Annotated in this window: 21 protein-coding genes; 17 read left to right on the top strand and 4 right to left on the bottom strand. The window is 72.9% G+C overall.

The features are described from left to right. Nucleotides 1–73: 73 nt before the first annotated feature. From ACIBIW_RS14835 to ACIBIW_RS14780, 12 genes are all read left to right on the top strand, one after another. The gene (locus tag ACIBIW_RS14835; protein WP_399335916.1) at nucleotides 74–889 is read left to right on the top strand and encodes a helix-turn-helix transcriptional regulator; all 816 of its coding nucleotides are present in this window, start codon (nucleotides 74–76) and stop codon (nucleotides 887–889) included. Then, entirely contained in the window at nucleotides 886–2,307 is a 1,422-nt protein-coding gene (sufB, locus tag ACIBIW_RS14830) for a Fe-S cluster assembly protein SufB (protein WP_399335914.1), read from the top strand. Before ACIBIW_RS14835 ends, sufB begins: the two co-directional genes overlap by 4 nt. Nucleotides 2,308–2,419: 112 nt before the next feature. Beyond that, nucleotides 2,420–3,619, top strand: a complete 1,200-nt coding sequence (gene sufD / locus ACIBIW_RS14825; protein WP_399335912.1) for a Fe-S cluster assembly protein SufD — start codon at nucleotides 2,420–2,422, stop codon at nucleotides 3,617–3,619. Further along, nucleotides 3,616–3,975 (top strand): non-heme iron oxygenase ferredoxin subunit, encoded by a 360-nt coding sequence (locus ACIBIW_RS14820; protein WP_399335910.1) that lies wholly within the window; start codon nucleotides 3,616–3,618, stop codon nucleotides 3,973–3,975. Before sufD ends, ACIBIW_RS14820 begins: the two co-directional genes overlap by 4 nt. A 7-nt stretch (nucleotides 3,976–3,982) precedes the next feature. Beyond that, the gene (gene sufC / locus ACIBIW_RS14815) at nucleotides 3,983–4,747 is read left to right on the top strand and encodes a Fe-S cluster assembly ATPase SufC (RefSeq protein ID WP_399335908.1); all 765 of its coding nucleotides are present in this window, start codon (nucleotides 3,983–3,985) and stop codon (nucleotides 4,745–4,747) included. Then, the gene (locus ACIBIW_RS14810; RefSeq protein WP_399335906.1) at nucleotides 4,744–6,012 is read left to right on the top strand and encodes a cysteine desulfurase; all 1,269 of its coding nucleotides are present in this window, start codon (nucleotides 4,744–4,746) and stop codon (nucleotides 6,010–6,012) included. The genes sufC and ACIBIW_RS14810 overlap by 4 nt, the downstream gene beginning before the upstream one ends. A gap of 132 nt (nucleotides 6,013–6,144) precedes the next feature. Then, on the top strand, nucleotides 6,145–6,603 hold the full coding sequence (gene sufU, locus ACIBIW_RS14805; protein WP_399335904.1) for a Fe-S cluster assembly sulfur transfer protein SufU: 459 nt from the start codon (nucleotides 6,145–6,147) through the stop codon (nucleotides 6,601–6,603). Beyond that, complete coding sequence (locus ACIBIW_RS14800; RefSeq protein ID WP_399335902.1) at nucleotides 6,600–6,947, top strand: metal-sulfur cluster assembly factor; 348 nt, start codon at nucleotides 6,600–6,602, stop codon at nucleotides 6,945–6,947. The genes sufU and ACIBIW_RS14800 overlap by 4 nt, the downstream gene beginning before the upstream one ends. Before the next feature lie 212 nt (nucleotides 6,948–7,159). Then, the gene (locus tag ACIBIW_RS14795) at nucleotides 7,160–7,480 is read left to right on the top strand and encodes a DMT family transporter (protein WP_399335900.1); all 321 of its coding nucleotides are present in this window, start codon (nucleotides 7,160–7,162) and stop codon (nucleotides 7,478–7,480) included. Continuing rightward, nucleotides 7,480–8,046, top strand: coding sequence for a TetR/AcrR family transcriptional regulator (locus tag ACIBIW_RS14790; protein WP_399335898.1), 567 nt, complete (start codon nucleotides 7,480–7,482; stop codon nucleotides 8,044–8,046). Before ACIBIW_RS14795 ends, ACIBIW_RS14790 begins: the two co-directional genes overlap by 1 nt. Nucleotides 8,047–8,111: 65 nt before the next feature. Beyond that, entirely contained in the window at nucleotides 8,112–9,101 is a 990-nt protein-coding gene (gene dapD / locus ACIBIW_RS14785) for a 2,3,4,5-tetrahydropyridine-2,6-dicarboxylate N-succinyltransferase (RefSeq protein WP_399335896.1), read from the top strand. Nucleotides 9,102–9,215: 114 nt separating this feature from the next. Next, nucleotides 9,216–9,980 carry an antibiotic biosynthesis monooxygenase gene (locus tag ACIBIW_RS14780; RefSeq protein WP_399335894.1) on the top strand — a complete coding sequence of 255 codons (765 nt, stop codon included), beginning with the start codon at nucleotides 9,216–9,218 and terminating at the stop codon, nucleotides 9,978–9,980. A 42-nt stretch (nucleotides 9,981–10,022) separates the two neighbouring features. On the opposite strand, the gene ACIBIW_RS14775 is transcribed toward ACIBIW_RS14780, so the two are convergent. Beyond that, a complete protein-coding gene (locus tag ACIBIW_RS14775; protein ID WP_399335892.1) occupies nucleotides 10,023–11,870 on the bottom strand; it encodes an endonuclease/exonuclease/phosphatase family protein in 1,848 nt (615 codons plus the stop codon). 277 nt (nucleotides 11,871–12,147) lie between these two features. Between ACIBIW_RS14775 and ACIBIW_RS14770 the strand changes: the two genes are divergently transcribed. The 3 genes from ACIBIW_RS14770 to ACIBIW_RS14760 all read left to right on the top strand — a co-directional run bounded on the left by ACIBIW_RS14770 (nucleotide 12,148) and on the right by ACIBIW_RS14760 (nucleotide 17,396). Further along, nucleotides 12,148–13,584, top strand: a complete 1,437-nt coding sequence (locus ACIBIW_RS14770; RefSeq protein WP_399335890.1) for a hypothetical protein — start codon at nucleotides 12,148–12,150, stop codon at nucleotides 13,582–13,584. A 432-nt stretch (nucleotides 13,585–14,016) separates the two neighbouring features. Further along, the gene (locus tag ACIBIW_RS14765) at nucleotides 14,017–15,504 is read left to right on the top strand and encodes an alkaline phosphatase PhoX (protein WP_399335888.1); all 1,488 of its coding nucleotides are present in this window, start codon (nucleotides 14,017–14,019) and stop codon (nucleotides 15,502–15,504) included. A gap of 311 nt (nucleotides 15,505–15,815) precedes the next feature. Next, complete coding sequence (locus ACIBIW_RS14760) at nucleotides 15,816–17,396, top strand: TROVE domain-containing protein (RefSeq protein WP_399335886.1); 1,581 nt, start codon at nucleotides 15,816–15,818, stop codon at nucleotides 17,394–17,396. Nucleotides 17,397–17,487: 91 nt separating this feature from the next. Here the strand turns inward: ACIBIW_RS14760 and ACIBIW_RS14755 are convergent, their stop codons facing one another. Then, the gene (locus ACIBIW_RS14755) at nucleotides 17,488–18,714 is read right to left on the bottom strand and encodes a TerD family protein (RefSeq protein WP_399336700.1); all 1,227 of its coding nucleotides are present in this window, start codon (nucleotides 18,712–18,714) and stop codon (nucleotides 17,488–17,490) included. Between the two features lie 79 nt (nucleotides 18,715–18,793). Beyond that, complete coding sequence (locus ACIBIW_RS14750; protein WP_399335884.1) at nucleotides 18,794–19,618, bottom strand: NAD-dependent epimerase/dehydratase family protein; 825 nt, start codon at nucleotides 19,616–19,618, stop codon at nucleotides 18,794–18,796. 319 nt (nucleotides 19,619–19,937) lie between these two features. Here ACIBIW_RS14750 and ACIBIW_RS14745 point away from each other — a divergent pair, with 319 nt between their 5' ends. Continuing rightward, nucleotides 19,938–20,870 (top strand): 5-dehydro-4-deoxyglucarate dehydratase, encoded by a 933-nt coding sequence (locus ACIBIW_RS14745; RefSeq protein ID WP_399335883.1) that lies wholly within the window; start codon nucleotides 19,938–19,940, stop codon nucleotides 20,868–20,870. A 52-nt stretch (nucleotides 20,871–20,922) separates the two neighbouring features. Next, nucleotides 20,923–22,092 (top strand): hypothetical protein, encoded by a 1,170-nt coding sequence (locus ACIBIW_RS14740; protein ID WP_399335881.1) that lies wholly within the window; start codon nucleotides 20,923–20,925, stop codon nucleotides 22,090–22,092. A 31-nt stretch (nucleotides 22,093–22,123) separates the two neighbouring features. Here ACIBIW_RS14740 and ACIBIW_RS14735 read toward each other — a convergent pair whose 3' ends face one another. Then, the gene (locus tag ACIBIW_RS14735; protein WP_399335880.1) at nucleotides 22,124–23,341 is read right to left on the bottom strand and encodes an MFS transporter; all 1,218 of its coding nucleotides are present in this window, start codon (nucleotides 23,339–23,341) and stop codon (nucleotides 22,124–22,126) included. Nucleotides 23,342–23,526: the final 185 nt, after the last annotated feature.

Here is a 23,526-nt window from a genome sequence, read left to right as displayed (position 1 = left end):
AAGTGACGCACGGCACCGCGGGTCGCCCCGGCGTGGCTTGTCACGCTCAGCGGAATTACGCAACAATGGCGTTGTGAAAAACGTCGGCGAGGCTCCGCAGGAAGATCTCGCGGCGGGGCTGCGCGCCGACCACTCCACGCGCAACCGCGTCGCGCGGTCCATCCTGGACCACGGTCCCTCGACGGTCGCCGACCTGGCGGGACGGCTCGGTCTCACCCAGGCCGCGGTGCGCAGGCACCTGGACGCCCTGGTCGCGGACGACGTCGTGGAGCCCCGCGAGAAGCGGGTCTACGGGACACGCTCGCGCGGGCGCCCCGCCAAGGTCTTCGCGCTGACGGACGGCGGCCGTGACGCCTTCGACCAGTCGTATGACAAGCTCGCGGCGGACGCGCTGCGCTGGATCGCCCGGATCGCGGGCGGCGGCACGGCGGGCGAGGCGGCCGTCGCCGCGTTCGCACGCGACCGCGTCGACCAGCTCGCCGAAGCCTACCGGGCGGTCGTCGAGAACGCGCCGCCCGAGCGGCGCACCGAGGCCCTCGCCCGGGCTTTGAGCGCCGACGGCTACGCTGCCACGGCCCGCACCGCGCCGGGCCGCCGCCAGGGCGAGCAGTTGTGCCAGCACCACTGCCCCGTCGTGCACGTGGCGGAGCAGTACCCCCAGCTGTGCGAGGCCGAGACCGAGTTCTTCTCACGGCTCCTCGGCACGCATGTGCAGCGCCTCGCCACGATCGCCCACGGCGACGGCGTCTGCACGACATTCATCCCGCGCGGCGACCCACCGCCGCCGCGCGCCCCCGAGGCACCACCCCCCGGGACAGCAGAGCCACCACAGCAGACGCGGGCCGAAGGCCCGCCAACCGACAGCAGGTCCGGGAGGAACCCCGCATGACTCTCCCCACGGAGACTGCCCACCCCGAACTCGAGGGCCTGGGCAAGTACGAATACGGCTGGGCCGACTCGGACGCGGCGGGCGCCGCGGCCAAGCGCGGTCTGAGCGACGACGTCGTCCGGGACATCTCCGCCAAGAAGGACGAGCCCGAGTGGATGACCAAGCTCCGGCTCAAGGGCCTCAGGCTCTTCGAGAAGAAGCCCATGCCCAACTGGGGCTCCGACCTGTCGGGCATCGACTTCGACAACATCAAGTACTTCGTGCGCTCCACCGAGAAGCAGGCCGAGAGCTGGGAGGACCTGCCGGAGGACATCAAGGCCACCTACGACAAGCTCGGCATCCCCGAGGCCGAGAAGCAGCGCCTGGTCGCCGGTGTCGCCGCGCAGTACGAGTCCGAGGTCGTCTACCACCAGATCCGTGAGGACCTGGAGGAGCAGGGCGTCATCTTCCTGGACACCGACACCGCCCTCAGGGAGCACCCGGAGCTGTTCAAGGAGTACTTCGGCACGGTGATCCCCGCGGGGGACAACAAGTTCGCCGCGCTGAACACCGCCGTCTGGTCCGGCGGCTCCTTCATCTACGTGCCGAAGGGCGTGCACGTGGAGATCCCGCTCCAGGCGTACTTCCGCATCAACACCGAGAACATGGGCCAGTTCGAGCGGACCCTGATCATCGTCGACGAGGACGCCTACGTCCACTACGTCGAGGGCTGCACGGCGCCGATCTACAAGTCGGACTCGCTGCACTCCGCGGTCGTCGAGATCATCGTGAAGAAGGGCGCCCGCTGCCGCTACACGACCATCCAGAACTGGTCGAACAACGTGTACAACCTGGTCACCAAGCGGGCCGTGGCCTACGAGGGCGCCACCATGGAGTGGGTCGACGGCAACATCGGCTCCAAGGTCACCATGAAGTACCCGGCCGTCTACCTGATGGGCGAGCACGCCAGGGGCGAGACCCTGTCCATCGCCTTCGCCGGCGAGGGCCAGCACCAGGACGCGGGCGCCAAGATGGTCCACATGGCCCCCCACACCTCCTCGAACATCGTCTCCAAGTCGGTGGCGAGGGGCGGCGGGCGGACCTCGTACCGCGGCCTCATCGAGATCGGCGAGGGCGCCCCGGGCGCCAAGTCCAACGTGCTGTGCGACGCGCTGCTGGTGGACACCGTCTCGCGCTCGGACACCTACCCGTACGTCGACGTCCGCGAGGACGACGTCTCGATGGGTCATGAGGCCACCGTGTCCAAGGTCTCCGAGGACCAGCTCTTCTACCTGATGAGCCGCGGCCTGTCCGAGGACGAGGCGATGGCGATGATCGTGCGCGGCTTCGTCGAGCCGATCGCGAAGGAGCTGCCGATGGAGTACGCGCTGGAGCTGAACCGGCTGATCGAGCTTCAGATGGAGGGCGCGGTCGGCTGACCGCCGGCCGGCGCCGTCCGACCGCCCACCGCGAGCGGTCGGACGGCCCGCCCCGCGCAACGCGCCCCCGCACCCCACCGATCCGATGACGAAAGAGAGCAGAACGACACCCATGGCCGACAGCCAGAACATCCCGGTGGGGTCGACCACCGCCGGATCGATCGCCGTGGCGGCGGAGTCGACACTCGCCACGCGCATGAGCGCGCCCCCGTCCTTCGACGTGGCGGACTTCCCGGTGCCGCACGGCCGGGAGGAGGAGTGGCGGTTCACCCCGCTGGAGCGGCTGCGCGGGCTGCACGACGGCACCGCCGCCGCCACCGGGTCAGGGCTGAAGGTCGAGATCACCGCCCCCGACCAGGTCGCGGTCGAGACCGTCGGCCGTGACGACGAGCGGCTCGGCCGGGCCGGCACCCCCGTCGACCGGGTCTCCGCCCAGGCGTACTCCGCCTTCGAGAAGGCGACCGTCGTCAGCGTGCCCCGGGAGACCGCCCTCACCGAGCCGATCAGGATCACGGTCCACGGCGAGGCCGAGGGCGGCAGGCCCGCCGTGGTCTACGGCCAGCAGGTGATCGAACTCGGCGCCTTCGCGGAGGCCGTCGTCGTCATCGACCACACCGGCGACGCGGTGCTCGCCGCGAACGTCGACTACGTCCTCGGCGACGGCGCCAGGCTCACCGTCGTCAGCGTCCAGGACTGGGACGACGAGGCCGTCCACATCGGCCAGCACAACGCGCTCGTCGGCCGGGACGCCCAGTTCAAGTCGGTGGTCGTCACCTTCGGCGGCGACGTCGTACGGCTCAACCCCCGGGTCAGCTACGCGGGCCCCGGCGGCGAGGCCGAGCTGTTCGGCCTCTACTTCACCGACCGCGGCCAGCACCAGGAGCACCGCCTCTTCGTCGACCACAACACCCCGCACTGCAAGTCCAACGTGGTCTACAAGGGCGCCCTCCAGGGCGACGACGCGCACGCGGTGTGGATCGGCGACGTCCTCATCGAGGCCGCCGCCGAGGGCACGGACACGTACGAGATGAACCGCAACCTGGTCCTCACCGACGGCGCCCGCGTCGACTCCGTGCCCAACCTGGAGATCGAGACCGGCGAGATCGTCGGCGCCGGACACGCCTCCGCGACCGGCCGCTTCGACGACGAGCAGCTCTTCTACCTGATGGCCAGGGGCATCTCCGAGCGGGAGGCGCGCAGGCTCGTGGTCCGCGGCTTCTTCGCCGAACTCGTCCAACAGATCGGCCTGCCGGACCTTGAGGAGCGGCTGATCTCCCGCATCGAGGAGGAACTGGAGGCATCGGTCGCATGACCACCGGGAACCCCACACCGACCGGCGCGGAAGGCGCCGCCGGATTCCGGCGGGTCTGCTCCGTCGGCGACCTGGAGGACGACGCCCCCAAGCTGGTCGAGATCGATGGCACCCCCGTCTCGGTGGTCCGCACCGAGGGCGAGGTCTTCGCGATCAACGACATCTGCTCGCACGCGAACGTCTCGCTGTCCGAGGGCGAGGTCGAGGACTGCCAGATCGAGTGCTGGCTGCACGGTTCCAGCTTCGACCTGCGCACCGGCAAGCCCTCGGGGCTGCCGGCGACCCGCCCCGTCCCCGTCTACCCCGTAAAGATCGAAGGGGACGACGTGCTCGTCTCCCTCACCCAGGAGTCCTGAGGCACCCATGGCAACGCTTGAAATCCGAGACCTGCACGTCACCGTCGAGGCCGACAACGCCACGAAGGAGATCCTCAAAGGCGTCGATCTCACCGTGAAGCAGGGCGAGACGCACGCCATCATGGGCCCCAACGGCTCCGGCAAGTCCACCCTCGCCTACTCCCTCGCGGGGCACCCCAAGTACACCGTCACCGGCGGCTCCGTCACCCTCGACGGCGAGGACGTCCTCGCGATGAGCGTCGACGAGCGCGCCAGGGCCGGCGTCTTCCTCGCCATGCAGTACCCGGTCGAGGTCCCCGGCGTCTCCGTCTCCAACTTCCTGCGCACCTCCGCCACCGCCATCCGCGGCGAGGCACCCAAGCTGCGCACCTGGGTGAAGGAGGTCAAGGAGACCATGGAACGGCTCCAGATCGACCCCTCGTTCGCCGAGCGCAACGTCAACGAGGGCTTCTCCGGCGGTGAGAAGAAGCGCCACGAGATCCTCCAGCTCGAACTGCTGAAGCCGCACATCGCGGTCCTCGACGAGACCGACTCGGGGCTCGACGTGGACGCGCTGCGGGTGGTCTCCGAGGGCGTCAACCGGGTCCGTGAGTCGGGCGACGTCGGCACCCTGCTGATCACCCACTACACGCGGATTCTCCGCTACATCAAGCCCGACTACGTCCATGTCTTCGCCCAGGGCCGCGTCGTCGAGTCCGGCGGCGCCGAACTCGCCGACAAGCTGGAGAACGAGGGCTACGAGGCATATGTGAAGGGAGGCGCATCCGCGTGACAGCGGCCCATCAGGGGCTTTCCGGCCTGCTCGACACCGAGACGATCCGCAAGGACTTCCCGGTGCTCGACCGCCTGGTCCACGACGACCGCAAGCTCGTCTACCTGGACAACGCGGCGACGTCCCAGACACCGCGCCAGGTGCTCGACGTGCTGAACGAGTACTACGAGCAGCACAACGCCAACGTCCACCGCGGGGTGCACGTCCTCGCGGAGGAGGCCACCGCGCTCTACGAGGGCGCCCGCGACACGGTCGCCTCGTTCATCAACGCCCCCAGCAGGGACGAGGTCGTCTTCACCAAGAACGCCTCGGAGTCGCTGAACCTCGTCGCCAACATGCTGGGGTGGGCCGACGACCCCTACCGGGTCGACGAGGACACCGAGATCGTCATCACGGAGATGGAGCACCACTCCAACATCGTCCCGTGGCAGCTCCTCTCGCAGCGCACGGGCGCGAAGCTGAGGTGGTTCGGCCTCACCGACGAGGGCAGACTCGACCTGTCCGACCTGGACAAGGTCATCAACGAGAAGACCAAGGTCGTCTCCTTCGTCCTCGTCTCCAACGTGCTGGGCACGCTCAACCCCGTCGAGGACATCGTGCGCCGCGCCCAGGAGGTCGGCGCGCTCGTCCTGATCGACGCCTCCCAGGCCGCCCCGCACATGCCGCTCGACGTCCAGGCCCTCCAGGCCGACTTCGTGGCGTTCACCGGGCACAAGATGCTGGGCCCCACCGGCATCGGGGTGCTCTGGGGCCGCCAGGAGCTGCTGGAGGACCTGCCGCCCTTCCTCGGCGGCGGCGAGATGATCGAGACGGTGTCCATGCACTCCTCGACCTACGCCCCCGCGCCCCACAAGTTCGAGGCGGGCACGCCCCCCATCTCCCAGGCCATCGGCCTCGGCGCGGCGGTGGACTACCTGACCTCGATCGGCATGGACCGGATCGCGCGGCACGAGCACGCCCTCACCGAGTACGCCGTGCAGCGGCTGCGGGCCGTGCCCGACCTGAGGATCGTCGGACCCGCCACCGCCGAGGACCGCGGCGCCGCGATCTCCTTCACGCTCGGTGACATCCACCCCCACGACGTGGGGCAGGTCCTCGACGAGCTGGGCATCGCCGTCCGGGTGGGCCACCACTGCGCCCGCCCGGTCTGCCTGCGGTACGGAATTCCCGCGACCACCAGAGCGTCTTTCTATCTGTACTCCACGCCCTCCGAGATCGACGCGCTGGTCGAGGGCCTGGAACACGTACGGAATTTCTTCGGCTGAGAAGAGGCTGGGCGTGCGCACCACCGGGGCGGTTTCACCGGCGCCTGCACCGGAACCCGAAGGCGGGGGACGGCGTCGGCGGGCCCGCCCGCGGTGGTGCGCGACGACCGAGAGGACGCGAGGTCAAACGCTGTGAAGCTTGATTCGATGTACCAGGACGTCATCCTGGACCACTACAAGCACCCGCACGGTCGTGGTCTCAGGGAGGGCGACGCCGAGGTGCACCACGTCAACCCGACCTGCGGCGACGAGATCACGCTGCGGGTCAAGTACGACGGCTCGCGCATCGCAGACGTGTCGTACGAGGGCCAGGGCTGTTCCATCAGCCAGGCGAGCGCGTCCGTGCTGAACGAGCTGCTCGTCGGCAAGGACGTCGCCGAGGCCCGGCACATCCAGGACGTCTTCCTGGAACTGATGCAGTCGAAGGGCCGGATCGAGCCGGACGACGCCATGGAGGAGGTGCTGGAGGACGCCGTCGCCTTCGCCGGTGTCTCCAAGTACCCCGCCCGGGTGAAGTGCGCCCTGTTGAGCTGGATGGCCTGGAAGGACGCGACCGCGCAGGCGCTCGCGGAGGAGGCGAAGACCGCATGAGCGAGAACGAGACGGCCCAGATGGTCCCCGGAGCCTCGGCTTCGGAGGAGGAGCTGCGCGAGGCCCTGATGGACGTCGTCGACCCCGAGCTGGGCATCGACGTCGTCAACCTCGGCCTGATCTACGGGCTGCACATCGACGACAGCAATGTCGCCACCGTGGACATGACGCTGACGTCCGCGGCCTGCCCGCTGACCGACGTCATCGAGGACCAGGCGCGCTCCGCGACCGAGGGCATCGTCAACGACCTGAAGATCAACTGGGTCTGGATGCCGCCGTGGGGCCCCGACAAGATCACCGACGACGGGCGCGAGCAACTGCGCGCCCTGGGGTTCAACGTCTGAGCGACGTGACACCCGAGGCGGGGCCGCCCGCGGAGGTTCTTCCACACCTCCGCGGACGGCCCCGCCTCCGTTGCGTGGGGCCTGTCCGGGGTCCGCGGCCGGGCGGCGCCGGGGGAGGGGCGCTCGGGCACCGCGATGCGCACGGGGCGCCCCCGACGTACGAGGGCACCCCGATACGTACGCCCGTACATAGCGTCGCTAAGGTGCCCCGCATGGGATATCTGACGCTCGCCGGGGCCATCGCCGCCGAGATAGCGGCCACCAGCTCGATGAAGTACAGCGAGGGCTTCAGCCGCCTGCTGCCCTCGCTTGTCACCGCCGCCGGATACCTGATCTCGTTCGTGCTGCTCGCGCAGACCCTCAAGACCATTGGCGTGGGCACCGCCTACGCCATCTGGTCGGGCGCGGGAACCGCCGCCATGGCGGTGATCGCCGCCCTCTTCCTCGGCGAGAGCATGAACCTGATGAAGGCGGCCGGGATCGTCCTCATCATCGGCGGCGTCGTCCTGCTCAACCTCGGCGGGGCGCACTGATGCCGCGGCGCCACGACCCCGGGCGCCGCGCCCGTATCGTCGCCGCCGCCCTCGACGTTATCGGCGCGCACGGCGTCGCGGGGCTCACCCACCGCACCGTCGCCGCGGCGGCCGACGTCCCCCTCGGCTCCACCACGTACCACTTCGCGACCCTCGACGACCTGCTGGCCGCGGCGCTGCGGGAGCTGAACGACCAGTTCGCGGCGCAGGTGCGGCGGAGCCCGGTGGTCCACGACCCGGGCGGCGACTTGGCCGACCAACTCGCCGCCGCCATCGGCTTCTGGCTCTCCGGCGAGCCCACCAGGGTCGAGCTTGAGTACGAGGTGTACCTCGCCGCCCTGCGCCGCCCCGCGCTGCGCCCCGTCGCCGAGGAGTGGTGCGCCGCGCTCACCGGGCTGCTGCGCGCCCGCACGGACCCGGTCACCGCCCGCGCCCTCGCCGCCCTCACCGACGGCATCTGCCTCCAGGTGCTGCTCACCGGCGCCCGCTACGACGAGGCGTACGCGCGCGAGATGCTGGCACGGCTCCTTCCCCGCACCGGCGGTGACGGCCGGGCGGGCCCGTGACCGGCACCTGAGACGGGAGCGGCACCGGTTCGCACCGGTGCGGGCGGGGCGGTTAGGTTGCTGCCATGACCGACACGAACGCGCCTCGCAAGGGCGGCGCCGTAGCCAGCGGCCTCGCCACCGTCACCGCGGACGGCACCGTCCTCGACACCTGGTACCCCGCCCCCGAGCTGTCCCCCGAGCCCGGTGAGAGCGGCACCGAGCGGCTCGACGAGCAGAGCGCGGTACGGCTCCTCGGCGCGGACGCCGCGCGGGCGGTGCGCTCCGACCCCCGCCGCGGTGTGGAGACCGTCGCCGTGCGCACGGTGATCGCCTCCCTCGACGACAAGCCGGTCGACGCGCACGACGTCTATCTGCGGCTGCACCTCCTCAGCCACCGCCTGGTGCGCCCGCACGGGCAGAACCTGGAGGGCGTCTTCGGCCTCCTCACCAACGTCGCCTGGACGTCCCTCGGCCCGGTCGCCGTCGCAGAGCTGGAGCGGGTGCGCCTGGCGGCCCGCGCCGAGGGGCTGCACCTCCAGGTCACGTCGGTCGACAAGTTCCCCCGCATGACGGACTACGTGGCGCCCCGCGGGGTGCGCATCGGCGACGCCGACCGGGTCCGCCTCGGCGCCCACCTCGCCGAGGGCACCACCGTGATGCACGAGGGCTTCGTCAACTACAACGCGGGCACCCTCGGCACCTCGATGGTGGAGGGCCGGATCTCCGCGGGCGTCGTCGTCGGCGACGGCTCCGACATCGGCGGCGGCGCCTCCACCATGGGCACGCTCTCCGGCGGCGGCAACGTGGTCATCACCATCGGCGAGCGGTGCCTCATCGGCGCCGAGGCCGGGGTGGGCATCGCGCTGGGCGACGAGTGTGTCGTCGAGGCGGGCCTCTACCTGACCGCGGGCACCCGGGTCACCATGCCCGACGGCCAGGTCACCAAGGCCAGAGACCTCTCCGGCGCCTCCCACATCCTCTTCCGCCGCAACTCCACCACGGGCACGGTCGAGGCCCGCCCGAACAACGCGGTCTGGACGGGTCTCAACGACGTGCTGCACAGCCACAACTGACCCTCCCCAGGGGCGGCCCCGTGTCGGTGGCCGCCCCCCCGCTTGACCTCAAGTGCGGTTCAGGTCGGAGGGTGGCGGCAGGCACAGCCGAGCACCGAGAACCGTGGAGGCGCCATGCGGACGCTGCGTACCGACACCCTGCCCGACCTGTCGGGGAGCCACGGCGGCCCCGCATTCTTCAGCACCTGGCGGGTGGGGAGCCCCGAGCGGCAGCGACGGGTGGCGGAGGCGGTCGCCGAAGCCTGGGAGAAGCGGGAGTGGCCCCATCCGGGGCTGCTGTCGTACGCGGTGTTCGCGAACACCGACGGCGACCACCTCATGCACCAGTCGCTCTGGCGCGACCAGCGCGCCCACCAGGAGTTCGTACGCCTCGCGAGCAACGGCCGCGACGAGCGCAACGCCGAGGTCGACCGGGCGGCGCCCGGCATCGAGCGGATCGGCCTCGCGCGCACCCGCCACTACCGCGGCGGCACCTTCCGCGACGGCGTCTTCACCCCGCGCACCGGGCCGCAGCCCACGCCGGACAGCGGCATCGCGGTCCTGGTGAAGATCGTCTTCGAGGGCCCTGACGAGGAGCGGCAGCGGGCCTGGACCGACGCCCTGATCCAGGCCCTCGCCACCGAGCCCGAGCCCATGACCGGCGCCCGCAGCGCCGACTTCCATCTCGGCCTCGACGGCGCCACGGTGTTCAACTACTCGGTGTGGGACAGCGAGCAGGCCCACAGGGACCGGCTCGCGGCCCACGGCGAGGGCATCGGCTCGCCCACCCCCGCATGGGAGAGGACCCGCGACTTCCCCGGGCACCTCGTGGAGTCCGACCGGCTCACCCGGAACCGCCTCGCGGTGCGGCTGGTGCCCGAGGAGCCGGACGGCCGCTGACGCCCGGCCCCCGGCCCCCGGCCCCCGGCCCCCGTGCGGCGGCTAGAGCGAGCCCAGCCGGATGATCTGCGGGTCGTGGTCGCTGTTCTGGTCGGCGAACTCGGCGTTGATGTGGACGCTGTCGTAGTCGAAGCGGCCCCCGCGCAGCGCCGGGCTGATCAGCATCTGGTCGAGCACCTGGCTGTTGCCCTGGTAGTCGTATGTGTAACGCTCCTTCTTCGGCAGCGACTTGATCGCCGACCAGAGCGCACCGCCCTTCTCCAGGCGCGCGGTGGTCGCGGAGAACTCGAAGTCGTTGATGTCGCCGATCGCGAGGACGGACGCCCTCCTGTCCACCTTGAGCAGCTTCGCCGCGAAGTCGTTCACCTCCGCGGCCTGCTGCTGCCGCTGCGCTTCAGAACCGCGCGTGGGCGGCTGGAAGTTCGAGGTCAGCGGGTAGTCGCCGCCCTTGGAGGCGAAGTGGTTGGCGATGACGAAGACGGTGCGGCCGCGGAAGACGAACTCGCCGGCGAGCGGCTTGCGGCTGTCCTTCCACGCGTCGCTGCCCGGGTCGACACGCCCCGGGGAGGCGGTCAGCGCGGGCCTGCCGTGGTCCTCGGCCACCCCGACCGCGGTGGTGGCGTCGCCGCCGGGGCGGTCGGTGAACGAGACCCGGTCGGGGTTGAACAGGAAGCCCTGCCGGATGTTGCCGCCGGGCTCGCCGCCGTCCGCCTTGTCGACCGGGTCGATGGAGCGCCACTCGTAGCGGGGGCCGCCCGCGGCCACCACCGCGTCGACGAACCTGGCCACCGTCTCGTCCGCGGCGACCGTGCCGTCGTCGGTGGCGCCGTTGTTGTCCTGGATCTCCTCCAGGGCCACGATGTCGGGCGTCGCCAGATGCGTCACCACGCCCTCGGCGAGCCGGTCGAACTTGTCCTGCGGGTCCGTCGCGGCCAGGTTCTCCACGTTGTACGTGGCCACCGCCAGCTCACCCGGCTTCTGCCGCCTGGTGGTCTCCTTCTCGATGCCGCCGTCCACGACCCGCCCCAGGGTGCGCGCGGAGAGGGTGTAGCCGCCGAACTGGTTGTAGTCGAGCGGCCCCTCGGTGGTGCCCGCGAGCCGGTCGCCGACGTCGGCCACGGGGAACGGCTGGTCGTCGACCGGCACCAGGGACTGGACTTCGAGGCGCCCCGAGTTCTGCTGCGTGTACGAGCCGTAGACGGCGCCGCCGCGCCGGTCCTGGTTCTGGCGCGGCTTCACCGTCACCCACAGCTCCGCGTAGGGGTCGGTGCCGGTGATCACCCGGGAGGTGCCGATCCTGACGTTCATGCCTTCGAGCGACTCGTACAGGTCGAGGGCGTACGCGCGCGGGCGCAGCGGCAGTTGGGCGATGGAGCCCGCGGCGTGCGGGTCGCCCGCGGGGGTGTACGCGTCCGGCACGGAGCGGTCGTCGAGGGTGACCGCCTTCGGCAGCGCGTTGCCCGAGGAGTCGACGGTCACCTTGGGGCCCGTCAGCTCGGTGACCGACTGGCCGCCCGCCGCGACACCGCCGGGGGTGTACTCGGACACGGTGCCCGACACCCGTACCGCGTCACCCGGCTTCACGGTGGGGGCGCTCCCGGTGTAGACGAACACGCCCTCGCTGGTGGCGGCCGAGTCGTCCGGGTGCGGGTCCTGGTACCAGAAGCCCTGCGAGGAGCCGTAGGCGCGCACCCCGGTGACGATCCCGGGCACGTCCGTGACCGGCATGCCGGCGAGCGGGGAGGTCCTGGTGTCGCCCTGGATGTCGTGGATGCGGATCTTGCCGCCCGCGCTCGCGGACGCGGGGGCGGTGAGCGCCATCGGCAGCAGGGTGGAGCAGACGGCGGCGACGGTGAGCGCGGCGAGCCGCGACGAGGTCTTGCTCGGCAAGGGGAGTCCTCCCGGGAACGGGTGCCGGCACCGGGACGGGGCGGGGGCCGCCGCGCGGGTCGGCGGGGTGCCCTCCGCCGGGGTCGCCAGCGCTTCTACGCGCGTCAATCTCTTCTGTCGGCGGGGAGTTGTCAAGGTTTGGCCGGTGTACGAGGGTGGTCGGGGAGATGAACCGGGCGGCATGGGGCGAAATCCGTCTAGGCTGAGCCGTCGCCCCGTACCGCGGTATCCGCAGTACCGGGTCGCCCTGCCGTACCGCCTCAAGGAGACTCGGTCGATGTCAGACAGCTCTGTCCTGCCTCCGGTGCGGTTGCGCCCCGAGGCTGAGCTTGCCAGGGACGCGCTCGCCGCCCCGCTGCTCGCCCGCGCCGTGCGGCTCGCCCGCTGGGCGGAACCCGGGCTCAAGGTCGGCGCGGACGGCGAGCTGGGCGAGGAGGAGCTGGCCGCCGCCACCGCGCGGCTCGGCGACGGCGCGGACGGCGCGGCCACCGCGGCGGCGTGGCGGGTGGCGCTCGGCGCCGGGCTCGTGGAGGTGCCGGACGCGGCTGACCCCGAGCCGGGCGTGGTCGGTGGCGCCGCCCTCGCGGCGATCGCCTCGGGCTCCCCGGCCGACGTGCTCCGGCTCTGGCTCGCGGCGCTCGACGTGGCCGTCGCGGACGCGGCCACAGGGGGCGGGTCGGCGGCGGGCGACGAGGCCGCCTTCCTCGATGGCGTCCTGGGCAATCTCTATCTGCTCTCGGCGGACGCGGAGAGCGCCGCGGCGGCGCCCGCGGGCGCCGACGGGCACCCCGGGGGCGCCGAGAGGCAGGACGAGGGCCGGGTGCCGCTGCCCGCGCTCGCCGCTTCCGTGATCATGCCGGAGGGCATGGGCGAGCCGAGCGACGATGTGCTGGAGCGGGTCTCGGAGGCGATGGTCCGGCTCGACGGCCAGTTCCGGCTGCTGGAGACGGTGGGGCTGGTCGAGTTCAGCCCCGTCGACGAGGCGCTGATGGCGGAGGTCGAGGCGGACGCCGACCCCGCCGTGACGGCCGCGGGCATCGACCCCTCGGACGTCGCGCGCTACGGCCTCGTCAGGCTGACCCCGCTCGGCCGCCACGGGCTGCGCCGTAGGCTGCTCGATGCCGGGTACGAGGCGCCCGCGGTCGGCGACCTCGCGTCCCTGGACGCGGCCGGGCTGCTGCGGGGCACCGCGGACTACCCTCAGGACGCCGCGCAGGAGGAGATCGAGGGCTGGCTCGAACGCCACGAGCCGCTGTCAGGCGCCCGCGAACTCCTCGCCGCCGCCCGTGGCGAGGACCCCGGGGCGCCGCTGCGCAGGCTCCGCTGCCAGCAGGCGCTGTCCCTGGTCGGCCCCGCCGCCGAGCCCGCGCTGCGCGAGGTGCTCGACGACCCCGAACTCGGCGGCCTCGCCCGGGTCTGGCTCTCCGAGCGCGGCGCCGCCGACGTGCCGCCGCCGGGCGAGACCATGATCTTCTGGCTGACCATCGACACCCTCGCCGCCCAGCTCGACGCGGAGGGCAACTCGCCGGAACTCCAGGGCCTCGTGGAGGGCCTGGCCCGCCAGCACAGCGGCTTCTTCGACACCGCGTGGCGGGTACGGCACCCGGCGACCGCCGACGTCCTCGACGCGATGGGGCGGCTGCACCCCGACAAGCGGGTGGCCAAGGAGGCACGCAAGGCGGCGTTCAAGGCGCGCTCGCGGCAGGAGGACTGAGACCGCCTCCAGGGGGGCGCGCCCGTTGTCCGCGCGCCGCTGCCGCTGCCGCAGGTCCGCAGGTCCGCACGGGAGGGACCTGCGGCGGGGCGGTGTGACGGCTGCCGCATGCCCGTACGCCCGCATGCCCGCATGCCTGTGTGCCTGTGTGCCTGTGTGCCTGTGTGCCCGCATGTCCATGTGCCCGCGCACGCAGGTGGGGATAGGTGCCCTCACCATTCACTCTCTTTACCCTGCTTGAGTGATCCTTTTCCAAGGGCTGAAGTGTGCTTTGGTCCGTGCTGGGGTCGCATTTACCTTCGAAGTCGCCCGGACAGCGCCGGGACGTCGGCAGCCGTTCAGCCGAAGTTCTCCGTCGGGCGCAACCGTGAGGGCCGAATCCAGCTCAGTGCCGCCCCTCACGGTTCGGGTCCCGACCTCACAGGAGAAACCATGACGTTCACCCGCAGGGAGTTCACCAGTCGCACCGCGGCCACCGGGGCCGGGGTGGCGCTGGTCGGCAGCGCCGGGGTGCTCGCCACCGCCCCGGGCGCCCTGGCCTCCTCGCGCCACGGACACGACGGCCACGACGGGCACGGACACGGGGACGACCACGGGCACGGCCATGGCCACGGCCATGACGACGGGGTGGGCTACGGCCCCCTGCGGGACGACCCCGAGGGCCTGCTGGCGCTGCCCGAGGGCTTCTCGTACCGCGTCATCACCTACACCGGCAGGACGACGCTTGAGTCGGGCGAGTCCACCCCCTCCAACCACGACGGCACCGCCGCCTTCCCGGGCCCCCGCGGCACCACCCTGCTGGTCAACAACCACGAACTCGGCGGCCCGCGCTCCGACTGGGAGTACCCGGTGCCGCTGCCCGAGGGCCTGGTCTACGACGAGGCGGCATCCGGCGGCTGCACGGTCGTCGAGGTGCGGCACGGCGGCCAGGTCGCGGAGTGGGTCGGCATCGCCGGCACCTCCACCAACTGCGCGGGCGGCGCGACCCCCTGGGACACCTGGCTCACCTGCGAGGAGACCGAGGACAAGGCCGGGCAGAACGGCATGGCCAAGGACCACGGCTATGTCTTCGAGGTCGACCCCGACGACCGCCGCGCCAACCGCCACCCGAAGCCGGTCAAGGCGCTCGGCCGCTTCGCCCACGAGGCCGCCGTCGTCGACCCGGCACACGGCCACGTCTACCTGACCGAGGACGCCGACAGCCCCAACGGCCTCTTCTACCGCTGGACCCCGCCGCACGGCTTCCACCACGGCCGCGGCAGGCTGCGCGGCCTGGCCGACGAGGCCGGCACCTTCGAGGCGTTCAAGTGCTTCGACTCCGGCGGCCACTTCGTCGACGACCTCTCCCGCGCCACCAGGATCGGCACGGTGTACGGCGTGGACTGGGTGGAGGTCCCCGACCGCGACGCCGCCTCCACCTCGGTGCGCAAGCAGTTCGAGGACGGCGAGGTCACCCGCGCCCGCAAGCTGGAGGGCATGTGGTGGGCGGACGGCGGCACCTACGTCGTCTCCTCGTTCGCCCGCGAGGAGAGCCCGGTGCAGCACGACGGGCAGGTCTGGTTCTACGACCCGCGCCGCCGCACCCTCACCCTCAAGGTGCTGCTCAAGGTCAACCCCGACCCCGGCAAGGAAGGCGCCTTCGACGGCCCGGACAACATCACCGTCTCCCCGTACGGCGGCATCGTGCTCGCCGAGGACGGCGAGGGCGTCTCGCACCTGTTCGGCGCCACCGACAGCGGCCGCACCTACCCGATCGCCCGCAACGAGCTGAACATCGGCACCGCGGAGGAGCCGTCGTACAGCGAGTTCACCGGCGTCACCTTCTCGCCCGACGGCAGGACCCTCTACGCCAACATCCAGACCCCCGGCATCATGCTCGCCATCACCGGCCCCTGGAAGCGGCACCCCAAGGGCCACTGACCCCGCACCCGCGGCGGCAGGACGGGGAGGCCGCCGCGGACGGCGCGGGCAGGAGCGCCGGGCGAAAAGCCGTGGCGGCGCCGACGCCCGCTTCCCTACCGTGGACATGTCCGGCGGCGGCGCGGCAGACGCCGCCAGAGCCGCCGGGCGCGCACCTCCCGGTGCGCGGCCGCGGCCCCCCGCGCACGCGGGCACCGCGGCCGGTCCACGATCTCGGGGGGCCGCGGCCCGCCATGCCCCCAGGGGCGTGCGCCCCGCCGTGTGCTTCCCCGTCCCGTGCCTCAGGGCACACCGAATTCGGGGGAATTCACATGGCGCGTTTCAACAGCCGTATCCACCGGCCGCCCGCGGTCTCCGCGGTCCGCGGCACCGGCCACGCGGACACCCACGAGGGTGGCTCCGGCCGCCTGCGCGACGAGCGCGGTGAGCTGTTCCTGCTCGCCGTCACCCACATGGTCTCCCAGCAGACGTTCTACGAGTCCGGGGGCGCGCGCGACGACCGCTTCACGGCGCTGGTGCGCACCCTCGCGGTCGAGGACCCGGAGTGGACCGCGGGCCTGCTCGGCTGGCTGCGCGGTCCCGGCGCGCTGCGCACCGCGTCCCTGGTCGGCGCCGCCGAGTACGTGAAGGCGCGGCTCGACGCGGGCGCCGCAGAGGGACCCACCGGGCGGCGGGTCGTGGCGTCGGTGCTCCAGCGCGCCGACGAGCCGGGCGAGCTGCTGGGCTACTGGACGTCGCGGTACGGGCGCGCCGTGCCCAAGCCGGTCAAGCGGGGCATCGCCGACGCGGTGCGGCGGCTGTTCACCGAGCGCGCGCTGCTGCGCTACGACACCGCGTCCAAGGGCTACCGCTTCGGCGACATCCTCAACCTGGTGCACGCGGCGCCCGATCCGGCGCGGCCCTGGCAGTCCGACCTGTTCCGGTACGCGCTCGACCGCCGCCACCACCCGGAGACCGCGGTGCCCCCGGCGTCCAGCCGGATGCTCACCGCGCACCGGGAGCTGATGGAACTGCCGGTGGCGCGGCGGCGCGAGGTGGTCGTCGGCGAGGGCGGCGCGGAGCGTCTCGCCGCCGCGGGCATGTCCTGGGAGGCGCTGGCGGGCTGGCTCCAGGGGCCGCTCGACCGGGCCGCCTGGGAGGCCGTCATCCCCTCCATGGGCACCATGGCGCTGGTGCGCAACCTGCGCAACTTCGACGAGGCCGGGGTCGGTGACGACGTCGCGGCCCGGGTCGCCGACGCCATCGCCGACCCGGAGAACGTGGCGCGCTCGCGCCAACTGCCCTTCCGCTACCTGTCCGCGTACCGCAACGCGCCCTCGCTGCGCTGGGCGTACGCGCTGGAGCGCGCGCTCGGCCACTCGCTGTCCGAGGTGCCGAGGCTGCGGGGGCGCACCCTGGTGCTGGTGGACCGCTCGGGCTCGATGTTCTTCAGCAGGGTCTCCGACCGCTCCGAGCTGACCAGGGCGGACGCGGCGGCGGTCTTCGGCACGGCGCTCGCGCTGCGGGCCGAGGACGCGGACCTGGTGCAGTTCGGCTCGGAGAGCCACCCGGTGCCGCTGGCGCGCGGCGACTCGGTGCTGAAGGCGCTCGACCGCTTCGGCGACCTCGGCGGCACCCACACCACCGCGGCCGTACGCAAGCACTACCGGGGCCATGACCGGGTGCTGATCGTCACCGACGAGCAGGCCGCGCACCACCACCGCGGCACCCCGGCCGACCAGGTCCCGGCGGACGTGCCCGTCTACACCTGGAACCTGGCCGGGTACCGGGTCGGGCACGGGGTCTCGGGGGTGCCGGGCCGCCACACCTTCGGCGGCCTCGGCGACGCCGCGTTCCGCGTGGTACCGCTGCTTGAGGCGGGGCAGGCGGCGGGGTGGCCCTGGCAGCACTGACGCCGTCCTGGCGGGCTCCGGCACCCACCCCGGCGGCCGGGCGCCCGTCCCGCGTGACACCCGCGCGGGACGGGCGCCCCGCGGACACCCGCTAGAGTGCCTTCGCCGCCGGTTTCACCATCCCGCGTACCGTGCGCGCCTTGATGAACTCGCCCATCGCCGTCATGTCCCACTCGCCCGAGTACTGCCGGATGAGCTTGCACATCAGGACGCCGGTCTGCGGCTCGGCGTTGGTGAGGTCGAAGCGGACCAGCTCCTCGCCGGTGGCCGCGTCGAGCAGGCGGCAGTACGCCTTGGCGACCTCGGTGAACTTCTGTCCTGAGAAGGAGTTCACGGTGAAGACCAGCCCGGTGGCCTCCTGGGGGAGGCGGCCGAGGTCGACGGTGATCGTCTCGTCGTCGCCCGCGCCCTCGCCGGTCAGATTGTCGCCCGAGTGCTTGACCGCGCCGCCGAGGATGGTGAGGCGGCCGAAGTAGCAGCTCTCCAGGTGGTTGCGCTCGGGTCCGAAGGCGATGACCGAGGCGTCCAGGTCGATGTCCTTGCCGCGGTACGCGGGCTCCCAGCCGAGCCCCATCCTGACCACGGAGAACAGCGGGCGGCCCGCCTTGACCAGGGACACCGTCTCGTTCTTGCGCAGGTTCACCCGGCCCTTGTCCAGGTTGACCTTCCCGGCCGCGGGGGCGGGCGGCGCGGCGGCGGGCGGTGCCGCCGGTGCGGGCGGGGCGCTGATACGGGGGTCGGCGGCGGGCGCGGGCGGCGCCGGGGGAGCGGGCGGCGCGGGCGGCGCCATGGCGGCGGGGGCCGCCTGGGCGGGGGCGGGCGCGCTGTCGTCCACCGTCACCCCGAAGTCGGTGGCGATGCCCGCGAGTCCGTCCGCATACCCCTGGCCGACCGCGCGCGCCTTCCAGGCGTCGCCCCTGCGGTAGATCTCCACGACCACCAGCGCCGTCTCCCCGCCGAGCCGTGGCGGGGTGAACGTGGCGAGCACGGCGGAGCCGTCGGCGTCCCTGATCGTGGCGGTGGGCTCGACGCCCTGGAACGTCTGGCCTGCGGCGTCCGGGCTCGCGGTGATGACGATCTTCTCGATCTCCGCGGGCACCGCGGCGGTGTCCACGGAGACCGAGTCGGGCGCCGTGCCGCCGCCCGCGTGGTGGGCGACGCCGGGGCCCGACGGCTGGTTGTAGAAGATGAAGTCGTCGTCGGAGCGCACCTTGCCCGCCGCGGTGAGCAGCAGCCCCGATACGTCGAGGCGCACGGGCGCGGCGACGTCCACGGCGACGCGGGCCGCGGTCAGCGGGATGTTCGAGCCGGGGGTCATAGCGGTCATGTGGGGTCCAACGACGAAGGTCGCTTTACCGTTCCCTTACCCGGTGCCCGTTTGCCCGCCGCCCGCGCCGTCACCTGTTCCAGCGCGGGGGGTCGGTGGTGAACTCGCCGCCCAGCGTGGACTGGCCCGCCTTCTCCGGGTCGAGTTCGCCGTGCCGCGCGAGCAGCGGCCCCGCGTAGCGCTCGGAGTCGTCCCGGGGCTCGTAACCGAGCGCACGCGCGCTGGAGAGGTCCCACCACAGCCGGGTGTTGGCGGAGGAGCCGTACACCACCGTGTGCCCGACGCCCTCGGCGGTGAGGGCGGCGTGGAAGAGCCGGGCGCCGTCGGCGGGGCTCATCCAGATCGAGAGCATCCGCACGCTGGTGGGCTCGGGGAAGCAGGAGCCGATGCGCACGGACACCGTCTCGATGCCGTGCTTGTCCCAGTAGAGCTGTGCCAGGTCCTCGCCGAACGCCTTGGACAGGCCGTAGAAGGTGTCGGGCCTGTGCGGGGTCCCGACCGGCACCAGCGCCTCCCGCGGGTGCGGTGCCGCGCCCCGCGGGTACGGGGTGAAGCCGACCGCGTGGTTGGAGGAGGCGAACACCACGCGCCGCACGCCCTCTTCGCGTGCGGCCTCGTAGAGGTTGTACGTGCCCCGTACATTGGCGTCGAGGATCTTGTCGAAGGTGGACTCCAGGGAGATCCCGGCGAGATGGAGTACGGCGTCCGTGCCGCGCACCGCGGCCCTGAGCGCGGCCACGTCCCCGAGGTCGGCCGTGATCGCGTCGGGCGCGCCCGGCACCGGGACCGCGTCGAACAGCCGCAGCGCGTAGCCGTACTCCGGCAGCAGCTCCCGCATCAGGGTGCCGACGCCGCCTGCGGCGCCGGTGAGCAGGACGGTGCGCGGTGCGGGCATAGGGGGCTCTCCTCAGGACGGGGCCGCGGTCGCGGCCGGCGCGGGTCCCGGGGCCGCCGGGTGGCGCGGGCGAGCGGGCGCGGGAACGCGCAAAAGCCCGACGGCGGGACATATTCATGTATAGGATTCACATCCATGGACAACTTATGGAGCGGCCCGACCCCCGGTCAAGTACCCGGGCGGGAGGCCGGATACCGCTCTCGCCACCCCTTTCCGCACTTGACCGGCCCGGCGGCGGCATCTAGCGTAGGTGCTGTTCAGAAATGTAGACGTAGGTCATAAGCATGCACGACCAGTCGTGTGTCCAGGGAGAGAGCCCGTGCCGTCAGCCCCCCTCGCCGCCCGCCTCGAAGGACTGCTGTTCTTCCCGGTCACCGCCTACGACGCCGGGGGCGCCGTCGACCTCGCCACCTACCGCACCCATGTGCGGCGTGGCGTCGAGGCCGGTGCCGGGGCGGTGTTCGCCTGCTGCGGCACCGGCGAGTTCCACGCGCTCACCCCCGAGGAGTACCAGGAGTGCGTCGCCGCCGCGGTGGCGGAGGCCGCGGGGCGGGTGCCCGTGGTGGCCGGGGTCGGATACGGCACCGCGCTCGCCGTGCGCTACGCGCGCCTCGCCGAGGAGGCGGGCGCCGACGGGCTGCTCGCCATGCCGCCCTACCTGGTGGTCGCGGGGCAGGAGGGGCTGCTGCGGCACTACCGGGAGCTGGCCGCCGCCACCGGCCTCGACATGATCGTCTACCAGCGCGACAATGCTGTCTTCGATCCTGGGACTGTCGTCGAACTCGCCCTTACTGACGGGATCATCGGGCTCAAGGACGGGCTCGGGGACCTCGACCTGCTCCAGCGGACCATCAGCGCGGTGCGCACCGGCGCGCCGGAGCGCGAGTTCCTGTACTTCAACGGGCTCCCCACCGCCGAGCTGACCGGGCTCGCCTACCGCGGCCTCGGCGTCGGCCTCTACTCCTCGGCCGTGTTCTGCTTCGCGCCCGACATCGCCCTCGCCTTCCACAAGGCGCTCCACTCCGGCGCCGACGCCACCGTGGAACGCCTCCTCGACGGCTTCTACCGCCCCCTGGTGGAGCTGCGCGCCAAGGGCCGCGGCTACGCGGTCGCCCTGGTCAAGGCGGGCGTACGGCTCGGCGGGCTCGACGTCGGCGAGGTGCGGCCCCCGCTGCACGAGCCGCCCGCGGAGCACGTCGCGGAGCTGGCCGAGCTGGTACGCCGCGGCCGCGCCCTGCTCACCGAGGGCTGACCGCGCCCCCGTCGCACCGCGACCGCCCCTCCCACCCCCGCCTGGAGCCACGGTGAAGACCTCCGCGTTCGTCTACCCCTGGGACATCGTCGGCGACCCGGCGGCCCCCGACCGCGTCGCGGCCCTCGGCGTCCGGCAGGCCACCCTCGCCGCCGCCTACCACTCCACCCGCGCCCTCACCCCGCGCCACCCCCGGCACCGGGTCGTCGTGGCCGAGCACTCCGCGGTGCTCTACCCGCCGGGCGAGCGGTGGCGCGGCCGGGAACTGCGGCCCCACCCCGCCGGTGACTGGGCGCCGGGCGACGCCTACGGCGAGGCGGCGGCGGCCCTCGCGGACGCCGGGCTCGCCGTGCACAGTTGGGTGGTCCTCGCGCACAACTCCCGGCTCGGCGCCGAGCACCCCGGCGTCTGCGTCGTCAACGCCTACGGCGACCGCTACCCCTACGCGCCCTGCATCGCCGTGCCCGACATCCGCGCGTACCTCTGCGACCTCGCCGCCGAGGCCGCCGTGCGCCCCGGCGCCGCGGGCACGGAGCTGGAGTCCCTGGGCTGGTACGGCCTCGCGCATCTGCACGCCCACGACAAGACCGGCGGCGTCCCGCTCGGGGAGGCCGGGCAGTACCTGATGTCGCTCTGCTTCTGCCCCACGTGCCGCGAGGGGTACGCGGGCGTGGGACAGGACCCGGACGAGCTGGCCGCCGCGGTGCGCGCCGCGCTCGAACCCCTCTGGCGCGGCGCGCCGCCCGAGGACGGCTGGCCCGCGGTGGAGAAGCTGCTCGGCGCCGCGCGCGCCGCCGCCACGCGCGCATGGCGCGACGGCGCCGCGCGCGACCTCCAGCGGGCCGCCGTGGCAGCCGTGCGGGCCGCCGCCCCCGACGGCTTCCAGATCCTGCTGCACGCCGACCCGGCCGCCTACCACTGCGGCGCCAACGCCGGGGTGGACCCCGCGGACGTGCTCGCCCACGCCGACGGCGTCGTCGTCCCCTGCGCCTCGGGCACGGCACTGCTGCGCCCCTTCGCCCCGCACGCCGCGCCGCACACCGTCGTCGCCGCCAACTTCACCGTGGTCTCCGGCATGGGCGGCAGCCCCGCCACCCTCGCCGCCGACGCCGCGCGCGCCGCCGACGACGGTGCGAACCAACTGCGGCTCTACCACGCGGGCCTCGCCTCCGACGCCGACCTGGACGCCGTCACCGCCGCCCTCGGCCGCCTCGGCGGCTGAGAACCGCCGCCCGTCCCGGGCCGCGCGCGCGTTACACGGCCTCCTCGGCCGCGGGAGCCGTACGCGCCTCGTCCGTACGCGCCCGCAGCAGCGCGCCCGCCGTGACGAGTCCCGCGAGCCCCACCGCGGGCAGCGCGTACCGCAGGTCGGCGAAGGCTGCCAGGCCCGCGCCCACCGCGAGCGCGACCGCGTTCGGCCCGAAGACCAGCGTGTTCGCGGTCGCCGCCGCCCGCCCGAGCAGCTCCCCGCGCACCCGGCGCTGCACCTCGGTCAGCGCCGCGATCAGCACGCACGGTAGCCCGAGCCCGTTCGCCAGGCTCGCCGCGACCACCACCCACTCGTACGGCAGCGCCCGCGAGGCCGCCGCGAGCCCGGCGAGCGCGATCCCGTACGCGCCGAACCGCCGGGCGCCGAGACGCCGCATCAGCGCCCCCGACGCCGCGCCCACCAGCACCGAGCCCGCCCCCTGCACCATGGAGAGGACCGCGAGGAACTCCGGCGGGCGGTGGATGCGGTCGAGCACCGCGTACTGGAGCGCACTCGCCAGCGACGACAGGCCGAGCGTCACCGCGCCCGCCACCACAAGCGCCCGCGCCCCCCGGTGCCGCCACAGCTCGCGCGCCCCCTCCGCGGTGCGCCGCCGCCATCCCTCGGCGGGCGGCGCGGGAGGGGCCTCAGGGGCCCGCACCGCCCGGTACATCGCCGCCGCGAGCACGAACGTGACCGCGTCGAGCAGCGCCACGCTCGAACCCCCGGATGCCGCGTAGAGCCCGGCGCCCGCCAGCGGCGCCACCAGCTTCATGCCCTCGTTGGCCGACATCCGCAGCCCGTTGAAGTCGCCCAGCAGCTCCTTGCCGACCGCCGCCGTCACCAGCGCGGCCTCCGCCGCGTCGCTCACCGCGTTCACCGCCCCGTACACCACGAGGACCCCGAAGAGGACCCACAGCCGCCCCTCCGAGTCCACCGTGAGCAGCGACGTCATCAGGGCGGCCATGCCGAGGTTGAGGGCGACGAGGAGCGGGCCGCGGCGGGTGCGGTCGGCCAGCGTGCCCAGCAGCGGGCCCGCGAGCGTCGGCAGCCACAGCGCGAAGGTGCACAGCGCGGCGAGCCCGTTCGAGCCCGTCAGCTCCTTCACCCAGATTCCCGACACCAGCCACATCGATGACGAGCCGAACTGCGACACCACCACGGCGCCCAGATAAAGACCCGCGTTCCGGTCCCTCAGGACCCGCCCCACTGTCCATGCCATGGCGCCCCATCGTGTGGCTAAGGCCCCCGCGCCGTAATCGGGAAACCGCCCTAGGAACGCCCCCGCGGGGCGCCCCCGGCGGACCCGGGACTAGGGCGTGTCCGCAAAGTCAGGGTAGCCACAGTCGTAGGCAGGCGAGGGTGACCAGGGCTTGGTAGTGGCGGGCGCGTTTGTCGTAGCGGGTG

Origin of the sequence: Streptomyces sp. NPDC050560 (genome assembly GCF_044457285.1) — a bacterium.
In the GTDB taxonomy this organism is placed as follows: domain Bacteria; phylum Actinomycetota; class Actinomycetes; order Streptomycetales; family Streptomycetaceae; genus Streptomyces.
This window is presented reverse-complemented; position numbering and strand designations above follow the sequence as displayed.

Coding starts and splice junctions, on each gene's coding strand:
- sufB (WP_399335914.1), top strand. CDS start 886: ATGACTCTCCCCACGGAGACTGCCCACCCCGAACTCGAGGGCCTGGGC.
- sufD (WP_399335912.1), top strand. CDS start 2,420: ATGGCCGACAGCCAGAACATCCCGGTGGGGTCGACCACCGCCGGATCG.
- ACIBIW_RS14820 (WP_399335910.1), top strand. CDS start 3,616: ATGACCACCGGGAACCCCACACCGACCGGCGCGGAAGGCGCCGCCGGA.
- sufC (WP_399335908.1), top strand. CDS start 3,983: ATGGCAACGCTTGAAATCCGAGACCTGCACGTCACCGTCGAGGCCGAC.
- ACIBIW_RS14800 (WP_399335902.1), top strand. CDS start 6,600: ATGAGCGAGAACGAGACGGCCCAGATGGTCCCCGGAGCCTCGGCTTCG.
- ACIBIW_RS14795 (WP_399335900.1), top strand. CDS start 7,160: ATGGGATATCTGACGCTCGCCGGGGCCATCGCCGCCGAGATAGCGGCC.
- ACIBIW_RS14790 (WP_399335898.1), top strand. CDS start 7,480: ATGCCGCGGCGCCACGACCCCGGGCGCCGCGCCCGTATCGTCGCCGCC.
- dapD (WP_399335896.1), top strand. CDS start 8,112: ATGACCGACACGAACGCGCCTCGCAAGGGCGGCGCCGTAGCCAGCGGC.
- ACIBIW_RS14780 (WP_399335894.1), top strand. CDS start 9,216: ATGCGGACGCTGCGTACCGACACCCTGCCCGACCTGTCGGGGAGCCAC.
- ACIBIW_RS14770 (WP_399335890.1), top strand. CDS start 12,148: ATGTCAGACAGCTCTGTCCTGCCTCCGGTGCGGTTGCGCCCCGAGGCT.
- ACIBIW_RS14765 (WP_399335888.1), top strand. CDS start 14,017: ATGACGTTCACCCGCAGGGAGTTCACCAGTCGCACCGCGGCCACCGGG.
- ACIBIW_RS14760 (WP_399335886.1), top strand. CDS start 15,816: ATGGCGCGTTTCAACAGCCGTATCCACCGGCCGCCCGCGGTCTCCGCG.
- ACIBIW_RS14755 (WP_399336700.1), bottom strand. CDS start 18,714: ATGACCCCCGGCTCGAACATCCCGCTGACCGCGGCCCGCGTCGCCGTG.
- ACIBIW_RS14750 (WP_399335884.1), bottom strand. CDS start 19,618: ATGCCCGCACCGCGCACCGTCCTGCTCACCGGCGCCGCAGGCGGCGTC.
- ACIBIW_RS14735 (WP_399335880.1), bottom strand. CDS start 23,341: ATGGCATGGACAGTGGGGCGGGTCCTGAGGGACCGGAACGCGGGTCTT.